The organism is Sulfitobacter sp. KMM 9851 (assembly GCF_057178245.1).
This window is the reverse complement of the sequence record NZ_CM169991.1, coordinates 3,660,742-3,678,088: the sequence shown is the minus strand read 5'-3', so window position 1 is coordinate 3,678,088 and position 17,347 is coordinate 3,660,742. Positions and strand designations below refer to the sequence as shown.

The 17,347-nt window shown below is 58.4% G+C and carries 11 protein-coding genes and 1 pseudogene; 11 read left to right on the top strand and 1 reads right to left on the bottom strand.

Going from position 1 to position 17,347, the window contains the following annotated elements:
* The first annotated feature begins 161 nt into the window (after positions 1-161).
* The 3 genes and pseudogenes from AC1965_RS18180 (at position 162) to AC1965_RS18170 (ending at position 3,515) form a co-directional block, all read left to right on the top strand.
* A complete protein-coding gene (locus AC1965_RS18180) occupies positions 162-1,109 on the top strand; it encodes an ABC transporter permease (RefSeq protein ID WP_483885235.1) in 948 nt (315 codons plus the stop codon).
* Positions 1,106-1,921: an ABC transporter permease gene (locus tag AC1965_RS18175; RefSeq protein ID WP_483885234.1), complete on the top strand. Its 816-nt coding sequence runs from the start codon at positions 1,106-1,108 to the stop codon at positions 1,919-1,921. The genes AC1965_RS18180 and AC1965_RS18175 overlap by 4 nt, the downstream gene beginning before the upstream one ends.
* A pseudogene (locus AC1965_RS18170) lies at positions 1,918-3,515 on the top strand (ABC transporter ATP-binding protein). Before AC1965_RS18175 ends, AC1965_RS18170 begins: the two are co-directional and overlap by 4 nt.
* Here the strand turns inward: AC1965_RS18170 and AC1965_RS18165 are convergent.
* The gene (locus AC1965_RS18165; protein ID WP_483885233.1) at positions 3,512-5,128 is read right to left on the bottom strand and encodes an FMN-binding glutamate synthase family protein; all 1,617 of its coding nucleotides are present in this window, start codon (positions 5,126-5,128) and stop codon (positions 3,512-3,514) included. The pseudogene AC1965_RS18170 and the gene AC1965_RS18165 sit on opposite strands and share 4 nt — an antisense overlap.
* A gap of 399 nt (positions 5,129-5,527) precedes the next feature.
* Between AC1965_RS18165 and AC1965_RS18160 the strand changes: the two genes are divergently transcribed.
* The 8 genes from AC1965_RS18160 (at position 5,528) to AC1965_RS18125 (ending at position 17,347) form a co-directional block, all read left to right on the top strand.
* Entirely contained in the window at positions 5,528-6,487 is a 960-nt protein-coding gene (locus AC1965_RS18160) for a TAXI family TRAP transporter solute-binding subunit (protein ID WP_483885232.1), read from the top strand.
* A gap of 112 nt (positions 6,488-6,599) precedes the next feature.
* Complete coding sequence (locus AC1965_RS18155) at positions 6,600-9,353, top strand: TRAP transporter permease (protein WP_483885231.1); 2,754 nt, start codon at positions 6,600-6,602, stop codon at positions 9,351-9,353.
* A gap of 12 nt (positions 9,354-9,365) precedes the next feature.
* Positions 9,366-9,797, top strand: coding sequence for a universal stress protein (locus tag AC1965_RS18150; RefSeq protein WP_483885230.1), 432 nt, complete (start codon positions 9,366-9,368; stop codon positions 9,795-9,797).
* Between the two features lie 67 nt (positions 9,798-9,864).
* Entirely contained in the window at positions 9,865-10,956 is a 1,092-nt protein-coding gene (locus AC1965_RS18145; RefSeq protein WP_483885229.1) for a carbon-nitrogen hydrolase family protein, read from the top strand.
* 74 nt (positions 10,957-11,030) lie between these two features.
* On the top strand, positions 11,031-13,766 hold the full coding sequence (locus tag AC1965_RS18140; protein WP_483885228.1) for an aminotransferase class I/II-fold pyridoxal phosphate-dependent enzyme: 2,736 nt from the start codon (positions 11,031-11,033) through the stop codon (positions 13,764-13,766).
* Between the two features lie 18 nt (positions 13,767-13,784).
* Positions 13,785-15,242, top strand: coding sequence for a biotin carboxylase (locus AC1965_RS18135; protein WP_483885227.1), 1,458 nt, complete (start codon positions 13,785-13,787; stop codon positions 15,240-15,242).
* Between the two features lie 18 nt (positions 15,243-15,260).
* Positions 15,261-16,232: a C45 family autoproteolytic acyltransferase/hydrolase gene (locus AC1965_RS18130; RefSeq protein WP_483885226.1), complete on the top strand. Its 972-nt coding sequence runs from the start codon at positions 15,261-15,263 to the stop codon at positions 16,230-16,232.
* Positions 16,232-17,347: a CaiB/BaiF CoA transferase family protein gene (locus tag AC1965_RS18125; RefSeq protein WP_483885225.1), complete on the top strand. Its 1,116-nt coding sequence runs from the start codon at positions 16,232-16,234 to the stop codon at positions 17,345-17,347. Before AC1965_RS18130 ends, AC1965_RS18125 begins: the two co-directional genes overlap by 1 nt.

The window sequence follows — 17,347 nt, the reverse complement described above, 5'->3', positions numbered from 1 at the left end:
ATTGCTTGTCGCGATAAGGCTATGCTTCTTGGCGTAAAAACCAGATTGTAACGTTTTCGTGTGGGGCACGGTCGCCACCCGCGCAGCGTTTCACAGACAGCGATGGGGCGCCTTCGACAAGGCCTCTGGACCATGCGCGCCCGCGCGCCTAACCTCGCGAGATGTTGCGCTATACCCTCAAACGAATGCTGTCGCTTTTGATCAGCCTTGCCGTTGCCTCGCTGGTGATCTTTGCCGTGATCGAGGTTGCGCCGGGCGACCCCGCGTCATTCATGTTGGGCATGAACGCGCAGCCCGAAACCCTGGCGGCACTGCGGACCGAACTGGGATTGGATCAAACCAAGTTTGAACGATATCTTTCATGGGTCACCGGCATGCTGGCCGGTGACTTTGGCACCTCATATACCTATCGCACGCCGGTGGCAGAGATGATTGGCGACCGCCTTTGGGTTTCGCTGCCGCTTGCGCTTTATGCGCTGGCGCTGTCGATTGTTGTTGCCTTCCCTGCGGGTATCTTTGCGGCCTCCCGCCGCGGTCGGGCGGGGGACATCGGCGTTATGGGGGCCACCCAACTGGGCGTGGCCGTGCCGAATTTCTGGTTTGCAATGATGCTGGTGCTGATTTTTGCTATTAACCTGCGCTGGTTCTCAGCCGGCGGGTTCGTGGGCTGGGACAAAGGGCTTTGGGCCGGGCTGCACGCGCTGACGCTGCCTGCTGTCGCGCTGGCGCTGCCACAGGCGGCTATTCTGGCGCGCGTCATGCGATCGTCCTTGCTGGACGTGCTGGGCGAAGATTTCATCCGCACCGCCCGCGCCAAGGGGCTATCGTCACGCCAAGCGCTGTGGCGGCACGGATTGCGCAATGCGCTGATCCCGGTGCTGACGATTATTGGATTACAGTTTTCGTTTCTACTGGCGGGGTCGATCATCATTGAACAGGTATTCTATCTGCCGGGACTGGGGCGGCTGGTGTTCCAATCCATCTCCGCACGTGACCTGATCGTGGTGGAATCGGTGGTCATGCTGCTGGTCTTTTCCGTGATCGTGGTGAACTTTGTCGTCGATCTGGCCTATGCTGCGGTTGATCCGCGCTTGAGGGCGCGTACATGAACCGCAATCTGGCCTTGGGTGGGATGCTGACAGGCATCTTTGTACTGGCGGCGCTTATCAGCTTTGTCTGGACACCGTTCGATCACAGCGCGCTCAACATCGCCAACAAGCTGAAAGCGCCGAGCGTGGCACATCTGCTGGGCACAGACCACTTTGGCCGTGATATCCTCAGTATGATCATGGTTGGCGCACGCACCTCTATCGCTGTCGCGCTGGTGGCGGTGGGCATCGGCATGGGGGCGGGGGTGCCGCTGGGGCTGTGGGCAGCAGCGCGGCGTGGCAGTTTCGTGGATGAGGTGATCATGCGCGGCAACGATCTGGTTTTTGCGTTTCCGGCTATCGTTATCGCGATCCTGATCACGGCGGTTTTTGGGGCAGGGGCGGTCAATGCGATCATCGCCATCGGAATATTCAATATCCCGGTCTTTGCCCGGATCACCCGTGGGGCGGCACTGTCGCTATGGCAGCGCGATTTCATTCTGGCCGCGCGGGTTGCCGGCAAATCTGCTGTGCGTATTTCCGCCGAACACATCCTGCCCAATGTTACCAACCTGCTGATCGTGCAAGGCACCATCCAGTTCAGCCTAGGCATCCTGGCCGAGGCGGGGTTGAGCTATGTCGGTCTGGGCGCGCAGCCGCCAACGCCGTCCTGGGGGCGGATGCTGGCAGATGCGCAGACCTTGGTCAGCATCGCGCCGCATATGGCACTGATGCCCGGTTTTGCGATCATTCTCACGGTGCTGGGGTTGAACCTGATGGGCGACGGGCTGCGCGATCTTCTGGACCCGCGTTTGCGGGTGGCGCGCGTATGACATTGCTGGACATCTCCAATCTGTCGCTGTCGATCCACGGGATCAGCATCCTGCATGGTGTCACCTTTTCCATTCATCCGGGCGAGATTGTCGCGGTGACTGGGGAAAGCGGATCGGGCAAATCAATGACCGCCCTGGCCACGCTGCAACTGTTGCCGCAGGGCGCGCGGACCACGGGCCATATCATGCTTGGCGAAACAAATCTCACCGGGCTGGCAGAGCGTGACCTGTGCGATATACGCGGCAACGATATCGGCATGGTGTTTCAAGAGCCGATGACGGCACTGAACCCGGTGCAGACCATCGGGCGGCAGGTCTCTGAGACTATCCGCATTCACGACCGCAGCCTGTCGCGCCAACAAGCAGAGGCGCGCGCCGCCGATACCCTGACCCGCGTCGGCCTGCCACAGGACCAGTTTCCGCTGTCACGTTATCCGCATGAACTGAGTGGCGGCCAGCGTCAGCGCGTTGTGATCGCCATGGCAATTGCCCTGCGGCCCCGGCTGCTGATCGCAGATGAGCCGACCACGGCGCTGGACGTGACGACGCAGGCGCAAATCCTCGACTTGCTGAAGCGGTTGGTGCAGGAAGACGGAATGGGTCTGTTGATGATCACCCATGATCTGGCCGTGGTGGCCGACATGGCCGACCGTATCGTGGTGATGCGCAAAGGGCGGATTGTCGAACAGAACGAGACCAACGCGCTGCTGCACAACATGCGCGATGACTATACCAAAATGCTGTTCGCGGCCTCGTCACATCAGGTCAATCTGCCGCCTGCGCCGCCACCTAAACCGCTGCTTGAGATCATGGGCATCCGGCGCGACTATACCCTGCCGCGCAAGACACTGTTTGGCGCGCCGGGACGGTTTCGCGCAGTGGATGACGTAAGCTTTACCATTCAGCGCGGTGAACGCCTGGGTCTTGTCGGAGAATCCGGCTGCGGAAAATCGACCCTAACGCGCGCGATTTTGGGTCTGGAACCGGTGCAGGCCGGGCAGATCACCCTCGACGGTGCGCCAGTGTTTACCGGCAATCGCCCGAACCTCGTCGTCCGGCGCAAAATGCAGGTGGTGTTCCAAGATCCTTCGGCAGCTTCAATCCGCGTCATCGGGTCGACCGATTGGTGACCGAGCCGTTTCACCTGTTGCCTGACCCGCCACAGGGCGCCGATCGCCAGCGCGCCATAGACGAGGCGCTGACGGCGGTTGGCCTGTCGTCCGGTGATGCACGCAAGTACATCCATGAATTTTCCGGTGGCCAGCGCCAACGTATCGCTATCGCCCGCGCTCTGATCATCCGCCCCGAACTGATCCTCTTTGACGAAGCGGTCAGTGCGCTGGACGTGTCGGTGCGCGCGCAGATCCTTGATCTGCTGGCAGAGCTTTGCGGCGCCTATGACTTGACGTATCTGTTCATATCGCACGATTTGTCGGTGGTGCGCAGCGTGACGGACCGGGTGCTGGTCATGCAGGCGGGTAAAATCGTCGAACAGGGCGCGACGCATGCTGTGTTCGATACCCCACAGCATGCCTACACCAAATCACTGATTGCAGCCGCACCCGTGCTGCCAGACCTGACGCAGCGGGTTTAATCCACCGGGGCAAAGCTCTCGGCGCGGGCGCGGGCCCAGCGGGATTTGTTGCCGTTATAATCCATCGCCTGATCGTCGAGCAGATAGCCCGCCGGAAGATAGGGATAAACCTGATCACCCTGCACCATGCTCTTGTCGCCTTGGCGCAGCATCAGGTGGCGTGGCAGGAATGCGCTGGGGTTGGGGAGCCCTGCGGCCCCTGTCATCTCTGCCAGCGCCTCCATCGTGTTGCGATGAAACCGCGCGACACGTTCGCTTTTGTGGCCTACGTCCAGCGCGCGCTGTCTGATTTTGTCCTGGGTGGCGACGCCCACAGGGCAATGATTGGTGTGGCAGGCCTGCGCCTGGATACAGCCGATGGCAAACATGAATCCGCGCGCAGAGTTGCACCAATCTGCCCCCAGTGCCAACGCGCGGGCGATGTCAAAGGCCGACACCACCTTGCCCGCCGCGCCGATTTTTACCTGATCGCGAATACCCGCCCCACGCAGCGTGTTGTGTACAAAGGTCAGCCCCTCGACCATCGGCATTCCGACGTGATTGGCGAACTCTACCGGGGCCGCACCAGTGCCGCCTTCGGTGCCATCGACGACAATGAAATCCGGCACGATGCCGGTATCCAACATTGCCTTGACCATGCACATGAATTCGCGCTGATGCCCGATGCACAGCTTGAACCCCACAGGCTTGCCGCCCGACAGATCACGTAGCTTTTGCAGGAAATGCATCATCCCGATCGGGGTTGAAAAGGCCGAATGCGCGGCAGGTGACACGCAGTCCTTGCCCATCGGCACGCCGCGCGCTTCTGCGATCTCGGCGCTGATTTTGCGCGCGGGCAGCATACCCCCATGCCCAGGCTTGGCCCCCTGACTGAGCTTTAGTTCGATCATCTTGATCTGATCAAGCGCGGCCGTTTCGGCAAACTTGTCAGCATCAAATGTCCCGTCCGGCGCGCGGCAGCCGAAATAGCCTGACGCCACCTGAAAAATCAGGTCACCGCCGCCTGCCTTGTGATAACGACTGACCGACCCTTCGCCGGTGTCATGGGCAAAGCCGCCCAGTTTCGCCCCGGTGTTCAGCGCCTGAATGGCATTGGCAGACAGGGAGCCGAAACTCATCGCGGAGATATTGTAGATCGACGCGCTATAAGGCTGTTTGCAGTCCTTGCCGCCGATCACCACCCGGAAATCCGTGTCAGTGATATGCGTCGGTTGCACCGAATGGGTGACCCATGAATACCCGGCGTCATAGACCCGCATCCGCGTACCAAACGGGCGCGCGTCCTCTTGCCCCTTGGCGCGCTGGTAAACCAGACTGCGGTCATCGCGGCTGAACGGTTCTTCATCCTGATCGGATTCGATAAGGTATTGCCGGATTTCCGGTCTGATCCCTTCAAAGATGAAGCGCATGTGCCCCAGCACCGGATAATTACGCAGGATCGAATGTTTGGTTTGAAACAGGTCGTAGGTGCCGACCGCGGTCAACGCGCCAAATACCAGCAATGGCAGCCCGAACCAGATCGACCAAGTTGCCATGAGGATCATTGATAGCAGCGCCAGGATGGCGCAGGCGAACAGGGCCGTAAATCGAGTCAGCGAGTCGAGCGAGGGCATATATGCTCCGATTGTAAGTTTCGCGATATTATCATCGTCACTTTGACCGGATTGGGACCTCTTGCAAGGAGATGCTTGTAAATTATCACACGGTGTGTTTAATATAATCAACATTAGGGCGATCTCCTAACCAAGGTGCCCTGTACAGTCAGGTTGAAAAAAGCTTGGTGACAAAGGCTTGACCTTGCGGAACCGTGATCTGTGACAGCCCGCTTGATCATAATATCAAACGCGCCTAACCTGACGATAGGATTCCCGCGCACCGGGTGCCAAAGCTGAGGTGCAGGGAGGAAATGCGATGCTGGGGGCAAAATCGCCTTTATATTTTGCGCCTCCGCTACACATTGTGACGGGTCCACCTATTGGTGGATCTTGACGAACAAAAAAGGGAGAACAGCTATGAAAATGTTCAAAATGCTGGCGATTGCGGGGGCCATGGTGGCCGGGACCGCTGCGACGGCACAGGAAAAATTCATCACCATCGGGACCGGCGGCCAGACCGGCGTTTACTTTGTCGTAGGTCAGTCGATCTGCCGCCTTGTGAACCGCGGTTCTGCCGATCACGGTTTGAAATGCACCGCGCCGTCTACCGGTGGTTCCATTGCAAACATCAACGCGATCAAGGCTGGTGATATGGACATGGGTGTGGCCCAGTCCGACTGGCAGTATCACGCGTACAACGGCACGTCGGAATTTGAAGGCAACAAGTTCGACAAAGAGCGCGCTGTGTTTTCCGTCCATGGTGAACCGTTCAACGTGATCGCGCGCAACGACAGTGGCATCGAAACTTTCGACGACCTCAAGGGTAAGCGCGTGAACATCGGTAACCCCGGTTCCGGTCAGCGCGCCACGATGGAAGTCGTGATGGCAGCCAAAGGCTGGACGCTTGACGATTTCGCATTGGCATCCGAACTGAAGCCGGCCGAACAAGCCGCCGCACTGGGTGACAACAAGGTTGATGCGATCATCTATACCGTTGGCCACCCGAACGGGTCGATCCAAGAGGCGGTTTCCACCATCGATGCGCATATCGTGCCTGTCACCGGCCCGGAAATCGACAAGCTGGTCGAAGAGAACCCATTCTACGCCAAGGCGACTGTGCCCGGCGGCATGTATAAAGGGACCGACAACGATGTCGAAACCTTTGGCGTAAAAGCCACTTTCGTCACATCCTCCGATGTTGATGACGACGTTGTATATCAGGTGGTTAAGGCCGTTTTTGATAACTTTGACCGCTTCAAAAAGCTGCACCCAGCCTTTGAAGGTCTTGTCGAAGCAGACATGATCAGCGCCGGGTTGTCCGCGCCGCTGCACCCCGGTGCCGAGAAGTACTACAAGGAGCGCGGCTGGATCGAATGATCCGCTTGGTCTTCTAAGCGAATGTGATGCGTTTGGCGGCAGGCAACTGCCGCCAGACACCCAAGAATAAATTGCGCACCCGTCATAAGATGGGGCCGACAGGGGGAAAGTGATGTCACAAAAAGACCAACAGCAGGCGGCTGCCGTCGAAAATGCGGCAACCGGTGGTCGCGGCGGGTTGAGCCAGGCGGAACTGGACGAACTTGTCGCCTCCTCCGACACGGGCGGACGTGCAATAAAGGGCACGATAGGCACTCTTTTGATGCTCACCGCACTGGCGTGGTCGATCTTCCAGCTCTACATCGCGTCGCCCTTTGGTCTTTTTAACGACACACTCGCGCGGTCGATCCACCTCGGCTTTGCTGTATTCCTTGGGGTTATGGCCTTCCCGGCGGCGCGCACCAAATTCCAGGTCGTGCTGGGCATTGTCGTGCCTCTGGCACTTGCCGCGCTGTTCATGATCAGTGCAAAGGATGCGACCCCGGTCTGGTGGGTTCCGCTGCCCGCTCTTTTTGTCGTCGCTACTGTCGTGCTTGGCTCGCCCAAGGATCACATCCCGATCTGGGAATGGGCGCTGGCGATTGTTGGCGCACTTTGCGCGCTATACCTCTTTATGTTCTACCGCGACATCGCGGACCGGGTCGGCGCGCCGATCCTGCAAGACTATGTTGTCGCCGTAACCGGCTTGATGATCCTGCTCGAAGCGACCCGTCGCGCCCTTGGCCCCGCTCTGATGATCGTGGCGTCTGTGTTCTTGTTCTACACCGTCATGGGCCCCAACATGCCCAGCATCATCGCGCATAAGGGCAACAGCCTGTCCGAAATTGTGAACCATCAATGGATCACCACCGAAGGCGTTTTTGGCATCGCGTTGGGGGTGTCGACGTCTTTTGTCTTCCTCTTTGTTCTGTTCGGCTCCCTGCTCGATCGGGCGGGCGCGGGCAACTATTTCATTCAAGTGGCATTCAGCCTTATGGGCCACATGCGCGGCGGCCCGGCCAAGGCTGCGGTGGTCGCCTCGGCGATGACGGGGCTGATCTCGGGCTCTTCCATCGCCAATGTGGTGACGACGGGCACATTCACCATCCCCCTGATGAAAAAGGTCGGTTTCTCATCTGAGAAAGCTGGTGCCGTTGAAGTGGCCTCATCGGTCAATGGTCAGATCATGCCACCTGTGATGGGCGCTGCGGCCTTCTTGATGGTGGAATACGTCGGCATTCCCTATTTCGACGTGGTCAAACATGCCTTTCTGCCGGCGGTGATTTCCTACATCGCGCTGGTCTACATTGTGCATTTGGAAGCGCTGAAAGCAGGCATGCAAGGTCTGCCGCGCGCGTATACCCCAAAGCCTTGGGTGCAGCAGCTGATCGGCATCGCCTTTGCGATCATCGCGATCTGCGCGCTGTCTTTTGGCGTCTATTACCTGATGGGCTGGATTCGTCCGGCATTTCCGGAAACCGCGGGCTACATCATCTTTGTCTTCCTTACGGCGGTCTATGTTGGCCTGCTCTATGTCGCCAGCAAGGAAGCACCGCTCAAGCTTGACGACCCAAATGCAGAGGTAACGTCGCTGCCGTTGCCCGGCCCTACCGCGCGGTCCGGCCTGCATTTCATTTTGCCGGTTGTGGTGCTGGTCTGGGCACTGATGGTCGACCGTTTGTCACCGGGCCTGTCGGCCTTCTGGGCGGCGTCCTACATGATCTTCATCTTGCTGACACAGCGTCCACTAATGGCCATTTTCCGCGGCGAAAGCCGGTTGGCCAATGACGTCAAAGACGGCTTTCTTGACCTGATTGATGGCCTCGTGACCGGCGCGCGTAACATGATCGGCATCGGCATCGCGACGGCGACGGCAGGTATCATTGTGGGCGCGGTCAGCCAAACGGGTGTCGGATCGGCACTGGCCGATGTGGTTGAGGTGCTGTCAGGCGGCAATATCCTTGCCATTCTGTTCCTGACCGCGATCCTGTCGCTGATCCTTGGGATGGGGCTGCCGACCACGGCGAACTATATCGTGGTGTCTGCATTATTGGCCCCGGTAATTGTGACGCTAGGCCAGCAGAACGGGCTGATCGTGCCATTGATCGCTGTGCACTTGTTCGTGTTCTACTTTGGCATCATGGCGGATGTGACACCCCCGGTGGGGTTGGCAAGTTTTGCCGCAGCCGCTGTTTCCGGTGGTGATCCGATCAAAACCGGCGTTGTGGCATTCTTTTACTCGCTGCGCACCGCCGCATTGCCATTCTTGTTTATCTTCAACACCGAACTTCTGTTGATCGGGGTCACCTGGGCGCAGGGGATATTCATCTTTGTAATAGCCACCTGTGCCATGTTGCTGTTCGCGGCGGCGACGCAAGGTTGGTTCCTTGCCAAGAACCGGTTCTACGAAACCATCGCGCTGCTCTTGATCGCCTTCACACTGTTCCGTCCCGGATTCTGGATGGATATGGTCTCTCCCCCCTATGTGGAGGAGCCGCCAGCAGCCATTGAACAGGCGGCCGAGGGAACACCGGTTGGTGAAAACCTGCGCTTGCGGGTCGCCGGCGTCAACGATCTGGGGGACCCGATCGAATTTGTCGCGCTCGTGCCGATTGGCGAGGGTGCAACCGGTGCTGAAAAGCTGGAAGCGGCGGGGCTGACCTTCCGACAGGATGGCGACAAGATGATCATCGACGATGTGGCCTATTCCAGCGCCGCGCAATCTGCCGGGCTCGACTGGGATCAAGAGGTTCTGCGTGTACTGAAGCCAGTGCCGCAACCCAGCAAATACTGGATGTTCATCCCGGCTTTGTTGCTGCTTGGGTTGGTGATCTTCTTGCAACGGGGCCGCAATGCACGCGCCACCCGTGAAACCGTCGCAGCCTGAGGGGGACCGGATATGTTCAACACGATCTTGCTGACCGTTGACCTGAACGACAATAAGTCGTGGAAAAAGGCGCTGCCGCAAGCGGTGGAGATGATCCGCGTGTCGGGCGGCACCCTGCATATCCTCACCGTGGTGCCTGACATGGGAACGCCACTGGTCGAAGGGTTCTTTCCCAAGGATTTCGAAAAGAGGGCAACCGCAAAGGCGGCCGAGGCGCTGGCCAAGCTGGTCGAGGATCACGTCCCAGACGAGATAAAGGTGAAACAGCATCTCAAGTTCGGCAAGATCCACCGCGAGGCCCTCAAGATCATTGAAAAGACCGGGGCCGATCTGGTGGTGATGGCGTCGCAAAAGCCGGATCAGCTGCGCGAATTCCTTGTCGGCTCCAACGCCGACAGGATCGTGCGCAGATCCCCTGTTTCCGTTCTGGTAGTAAGGGCGTAAGGGGCGTGCAAGGCGGCAATGGGCAGGAATATCTTCCAGCGGGCCGCAAAGCTCGGAGTAAGCTGATATGACCCCTTTCGCAATTGCCGGCGTGCAGATGTACGTCAACGCCCTACAGTCAAATGTAGATGGCATGATTCATCGCCTAGATATTCTGATGGCGCGGTTTCCCTGGACACAGATGGTGCTGTTTTCCGAACTGGCCCCTTTTGGCCCGCTCGATCAGTATTCATTGCCCCCGGAAAACGAAACCATAGAGCGGTTTCAGGCCGCTGCGCGCAAGCACAAGGTTTGGCTTATTCCCGGTTCGATGTTCCTGACCGATCCCGGTGATGGACGGGTCTATAATACCTCGGTAGTCATCAACCCCGAGGGCGAGATCATCCGCCGGTACGCCAAGATGTTTCCATTCCGGCCCTACGAAGCCGGGATCGCAGCAGGGACTGAATTCTGTGTTTTTGACGTACCTGATGTTGGCCGCTTTGGGCTGTCGATCTGCTATGACATGTGGTTTCCCGAGACCACGCGCCAATTGACGTCACAGGGCGTCGAGGTGCTGTTGCACCCGGTCCTGACTGGCACGACCGACCGCGACGCAGAATTGGCCATCGCGCGGGCCACGGCAGCGCAGTTCCAGTGTTATATCTTCGACGTAAACGGGTTGGGCGCGGGCGGTGTGGGTAAATCCTGCGTGGTCGATCCAACCTCGATGGTCCTGCACCAGTCTGCCGGCCAGGAAGATATGTTTCCAATTGAGGTTGACCTCTCGATGGTCCGCCGTCAGCGTGAGACAGGTATGAAAGGCCTTGGTCAACTGCTTAAATCCTTCCGCGATCGGTCCACCGATTTCTCGATCTATGACCGCGCCAGCGGCACGGATGCCTACCTCAAGACACTGGGTCCGCTCGAAATTCCTCAGCAGGGCACGCGCGCGGGGCTTCATGTTGACGTGCCTGCACAACAGGTGCCTGCGGACATGCCTGCCTTCAAAGGGCAGCAGCAACCCAGCCTGATCGCCGAACCCCTTGCCAACCCCGGCGCAGGCTCTGCCGCAGCCGTGATCAATAGCCAAGCGCCCGTAGCCCCGGCTGCGGCGACACCCAATCCCCCCCTGACGCCCGGTAATGCAACCGTGCCCGGGGAAACATCCAGCGGCTAAGCTGGTGTGATGGCTTTCGGCACCAAACGCCGAAAGCCAAGCATCAGTCGATGCCGCCCAGCGGAGAACGACTGATGCATTCTATGAACGATTACTCTTCCGCCATTCAGCTGAGATCTGACCGCTGGAGCGCGCTGCGTGCTGCCACAACTGCACTGGCCCGTGGCCCCAGCGCCAAAGAGGTGGCGCGGCTGAGCAAACTGGTCGACGAGCTGTTTGTCTCGTTGGAATTGATTGAACCCTATTGGGCCTTTCCCGGCATGTCTGCCTTTGAGCACATGCGCCGCCATTACGCCCATGGCAATTTCGAAGACATCGCGTTTTCGGTGAACCGGGTCACACGCGCGCTGACGACGGGTGCCTACCGTCGGCGGACCATCCCGCTCGAACGTGACAGCCTTGATCAGGACGAACACGACGACGAAGCGATGCTGCCACCCGAGGCCCGCGCGCTTGCGAAACCCTATTTCGAGATATTGATCGTCGACAATGTAAGCGAACAGCAAGAACGCTGGCTGCGCAGTAACGTGACCCGGATGCGCCGCCCCGAAGATCCGTTCATCTACGAGGCCGTTGTGGTGCCCAGCCTTGAGGATGCGTTGATCGCGGTGATGTTCAACCACAACATTCAGGCCATCGTCGTGCGCCCCGGCCTGATACTGAAATCAAAGATGGATCAGCCGATCCTGGCCCGCTATCTCGCCCGGGCCGGCGGGCGCGATGAAATCGACGCGCTGCACCCCGAAAGCTACGGCCCCGAACTTTGCCGAATGATCGCCAAGGTCCGCCCTGAACTGGACGCCTATCTGGTTACAGAACGGTCGGTCGAAGATATCGCAGGTCTTGATCTGGGGATCTGTCGGCGGGTTTTCTATAACCAAGAAGACTTCATGGAGCTGCACCTGAACATCCTGCGCGGGGTGCAGGCGCGCAATAAGTCGCCCTTCTTTACCGCTTTGGTTGAATATTCAAAACAGCCCACCGGCGTGTTTCACGCCATGCCGATCAGCCGGGGTAAATCCATCACCCGATCGCATTGGATTCAGGATATGGGTGCGTTTTACGGGCCGAACATCTTCCTCGCGGAAACCTCTGCAACCTCTGGTGGGTTGGACAGTCTACTGGAACCGCACGGCCCGATCAAAGAGGCACAGGAACTGGCCAGCCGTGCGTTTGGGTCGAAACAGACCTTCTTTGCCACCAACGGCACGTCGACCTGTAACAAAATCGTGGTTCAGGCCTTGGTGCGCCCCGGTGATATCGTCCTGGTCGACCGGGATTGTCACAAGTCACACCATTACGGGATGGTGCTGGCCGGCGCGCAGGTGAGTTACCTCGATAGCTATCCGCTTAACGAATACTCGATGTACGGCGCCGTGCCGCTGCATGAAATCAAGCATCAGTTGCTGACGCTCAAGGCGGCAGGAAAACTGGACCGTGTGCGCATGTTGCTGCTGACCAACTGCACCTTTGACGGGCTGGTTTATAACGTCGAACGCGTAATGGAAGAATGTCTGGCCATCAAACCTGACCTGATTTTCCTGTGGGATGAAGCGTGGTTTGCCTTTGCCCGGTTCAGCCCAACCTATCGCCAGCGCACGGGTATGAATGCAGCCAATACGCTGCGCGAAAAATTCCGGTCGGAGGCCCACGCCGCTGCCTATGACAAGCAGCAGATCATGCTCAAGGATGCGGACGACGAGACGCTGTTGAAAACCCGCCTGATCCCGCCGCCCAACGCGCGGGTGCGGATCTATGCCACGCAATCGACTCATAAAACGCTGACGTCGCTGCGGCAGGGCTCGATGATCCATGTCAACGATCAGGACTTCAAGGGCGAGGTCGAGCAAAGCTTTCACGAAGCTTACATGACGCACACATCAACATCGCCAAACTACCAGATCATTGCCTCGCTTGATGTGGGGCGCCGGCAAGTCGAACTTGAAGGGTACGAATTTGTACAACGCCAGATCGAGGCGGCGATGTCGATGCGGCGCGCCATCACCGATCACCCGCTGCTGCAAAAGTACTTCAAGGTTCTGACTGCCGGTGACATGATTCCAGAGGCTCACCGCGAAAGCGGGGTCACCAGCTATTACGACACCCAACAGGGCTGGACGGATATGTGGGACTGCTGGGAGCAGGACGAATTTGTCCTCGATGCGACCCGTGTCACACTGGCCGTGGGCGGTACGGGCTGGGATGGCGATACCTTCAAGACAGATATCTTGATGGATAAATATGGCATCCAGATCAACAAGACCTCCCGCAACACAGTGCTGTTTATGACCAACATTGGCACCACGCGGTCATCAGTGGCCTATCTGATCGAAGTTCTGGTCGAGATCGCAAAGTCGCTTGATGATTTGTTGGACGATGCCAGCCGGATGGAACGGCTGTCTTTCGACCGGCGCGTGTCCAACCTGATGGAGCACTATCCACCGCTGCCGGATTTTAGCCGCTTTCACGAGGCATTCCGTGCCCACGACACACCAGAGGGTGATATCCGCACTGCATTCTTCCTCGCCTATGATGAAAAGAACTGTGACTACCTCGATCTGAATGGATCACTGCAAGAGGCGATGGATGACGGCCAGACAGTTGTCTCCGCCAGTTTCATCATCCCCTATCCTCCCGGCTTTCCGATCCTCGTTCCTGGACAGGTTGTCAGCCAGGAAATCCTCGCTTTCATGCGCGCCTTGGATGTTAGCGAAATTCACGGCTATCGGCCTGATTTGGGCCTGCGCGTGTTTACCGAAGCGGCGCTGAAACGCGTCCGCGACAAACATCTTTCTTCTTCACCTGTTTGATAAAAAAGGACCAACAACATGGCAACAATCCTCAGGAATATCTCAGAAATCCGCCGGTTCTTTCACCGCAACGAAGACCCGATCTATTTCATTTCGGCCACCAATTTTAACCTGCTGGGGCTGGATGAATGGGTGAAGAACTTCAAATATATCTGCTACATCGACTGTTATGGCGGCAAGCACCCCAACGTGTTCTGCCCGTCAGAGCAGCCGCACGCAGAATTCCAGAGCATCGAAGACATCAACAACTACCTGTTGCAGCACAAAGAAGTCATCGACTTTGTCAAACGTCGCGGCGGCAAGCCCAAGTTTGTGTTCCTGATGTTCGATGAAGAAACCGAACGCCTATCCAAGGAACTTGGTGCCGACGTGTGGTTCCCAAAGGCCAAGCTGCGGCAGTCGATGGACAACAAGATCGAAACAGTGCGCATCGGCAACAAGGCAGGGGTGCCTTCGGTGCCTAACGTGCTGGCCGAAGTGAAATCATACGAAGACCTGAAAAAGACCTGCGAGAAAGCCGGAATCGGTCATGATTTGGTGCTGCAATCGGCCTATGGCGATTCAGGACACACAACTTTCTTCATCAAATCCGAAGCCGACTTCCGCCGCCACGAGAGCGAGATCGTCGGCGAAGGCGAGATCAAGATCATGAAGCGAATTGATTGTCGTGGCTCTGCGATCGAAGCCTGCGCCACTAAAGAAGGCACAATTGTTGGCCCTCTGATGACCGAATTGGTCGGCTTCAAAGACTTGACGCCCTATCGCGGTGGCTGGTGTGGCAATGAAATCCTTGCCACCGCCTTTCCACCCAAGGTGCGCGAAAAAGCCCGCGATCTGACCTTTAAGTTCGGGGAACAGCTGCGCAAGGAGGGGTATCGCGGGTATTTTGAGCTCGATTTCCTGATCGACAAGAAAACCGGCGATCTGTGGTTGGGTGAACTGAACCCGCGCATCACCGGCTGTTCTTCGATGACCAACCACGCCGCCTTTGCCCATGCGGATGCACCGCTGTTTCTGTTCCACCTGCTTGAGTTCTCGAAGAAAAAGTTCGATCTGGATGTGGATGAGCTGAACGCCCGCTGGGCCGACCCCGAGATGATCGACGGCTGGAGCCAGATGGTGATCAAGCACACCGAAGACAGCGTCGATATCTGTACCAACTCGCCAGAGACCGGCATCTACAAGATGCTTGAGGATGGTCGCGTTGTGTTTGACCGCTTCGATTATCACCGCCGCGCCGTGGAAAGCGAGAACGAAGCCTTCTTCCTGCGCATCCTGCAACCGGGTGATTATCGCTATGAAGGCGCCGACATTGGCATACTGGTGACGCGAGGCCGATCGATGACCAAGTCTTTCCAGTTGAATGAGCGGGCGAAAAAGTGGATTCACGGCATCAAGCAATCTGTGGATGGCAAGCCTCTGCCAACTGCATCCGCTGGTCCGGAATTGTCCGATCCGGCGTTTAAGATCCTCTGAGGTATCTGAAAGGTCGCGATGTTCTGGCGCGCATTGTCCGAAGATACGCCCGGCCCAAAGTGGGCCGGGCTTTTCGCCGAATATTGGCCTGACTACCGCGCGTGGTGGCTCAAGGAAGGTGCGGCCGCGCGTCCGACATATACCCAATGTCGCCGCGCGCTGACGGCGCATATGCCCGAAATGCTGCCTCTTTACGAAGAGCTGTGCGCGCTGGCGGGCGGCGGAGACCACGCAGCACGGTTCCTAAGCTTTTACTGCCCACCGCCATATCTGTCGGCCTGTAGTCAGGCGATCTGGGCGGGCAAAGAACCGGTGATGGTGCGCAACTACGATTACAACACCAATGCCTTTGATTCCCTGTTGCTGCGCACCAACTGGCAGGGTCGGCAGGTGATGGGCACGTCTGACGGACTTTGGGGTCTGGTGGACGGCGTGAACGACGCCGGGCTGGCGATCTCGCTTACGTTTGGGGGGCGCCGTGTAGTGGGCGAAGGCTTTGGCGTGCCGCTGATCCTGCGCTACGTGCTTCAGACCTGCACAACAGTCGAAGAGGCGGGTGCTGTGCTGGCCCGTGTGCCTACGCACATGAGTTATAATGTGACCGTTCTGGACCGCAAACGCCATTACCTGACGGCGATGATGGCCCCCGACCGGCCTGCACAGATTACCCATGCGGCGGTGGCAACGAACCATCAGGAAAATGTCGAATGGATCAGTCACGCCCGCTTTACCGCCACGGTCGAGCGTGAACGCTATCTGCTGCAACGTCTGCGCCTGCACCGCGACCCCGAGGAAAAGTTTATCGGCGCGTTTCTGAAACCGCCGCTTTATTCCACCGCCTTCAACGCCGGATTTGGCACCCTATATACCGCCGTCTATCGCCCCCGTAAGCGCGAGATGGAATTGCGCTGGCCCGGCACCGTTTGGCCGCTGTCACTGGCAAACTTCGTCGAAGGGGGGCGGCAGGTGCAGGTGCCGGGTGCGGCCTGATGCGGCAGGGGCCACTGGCGTCGCTTAGCGTCGTTGAGTTCTCTGGCCTTGGCCCTGCGCCGTTGGCGGGGCAACTGCTGGCCGACTTGGGCGCGCGGGTGGTCACGATAGATCGTAAACACGCACCCGCTGACCCCACTGACATCAACCGCCGCGGCAAGCAGTCAGTCGTGCTCGATCTGAAATCCGATCTTGGCCAAAAAGCTGCGCATCGCATCATTGCCGCCAGTGACGTCCTGATCGAAGGCTTTCGCCCCGACGTGATGGAACGCCTTGGCCTTGGCCCAAAAAACTGCCCAGACAAGCTGATTTATGCCCGCATGACCGGCTGGGGTCAGACCGGTCCTTGGGCTCAGACGGCAGGGCATGACATAAATTATCTTGCGCTAACGGGTGCGCTGCACGCTATGGGCGCGCGCGATGCGCCGCCCATTCCGCCACTCAATCTGGTGGCGGACTATGGCGGTGGCACCATGTTCTTGCTGTTCGGAATCCTTTCTGCGGTGATCGAACGCGGCATATCCGGCAAGGGGCAGGTGGTGGATGCCGCGATGGTAGATGGCGTGCCTGCGATGATGGGGCTAATCCACGGTATGCTGGCACAGGGCCGCTGGACTGAGGCGCGCGCGTCGAATTGGCTGGACGGGGCAGCACCTTTTTACCGCTGCTATACCTGCGCAGATCAAAAATTTATCTCTGTGGGCGCGTTAGAACCGCAGTTCTACGCAATCTTGTTGGAGAAGCTGGGTCTGCCCGCCTATTATGCCGCGTCGCAGAATGACACGGAAACATGGCCGACCCGCTGCGCAGAATTTGCCACGCTGTTTGCCACGCGTAGCCGCGATGATTGGGCGCAGATTTTCGACGGATCTGATGCTTGCGTTGCCCCGGTTCTAAGCTTTTCGGAGGCTGCCCAGCACCCCCATATGGCCGCGCGTCGCAGCCTGGTAGCGGGGGATGTGCTGCAATCGGGGACCGCGCCGAGATTTGGCAGAACGGAACCGCCACAACCAACCCTCCCTGACGCCGTCGGTGCCGCGACCGAAGCTGTCTTGCGCGAGGTTGGGCTGAACACGCGTGAGATTGCACAGATCATGAAAAAGCCCCCGGCCTGA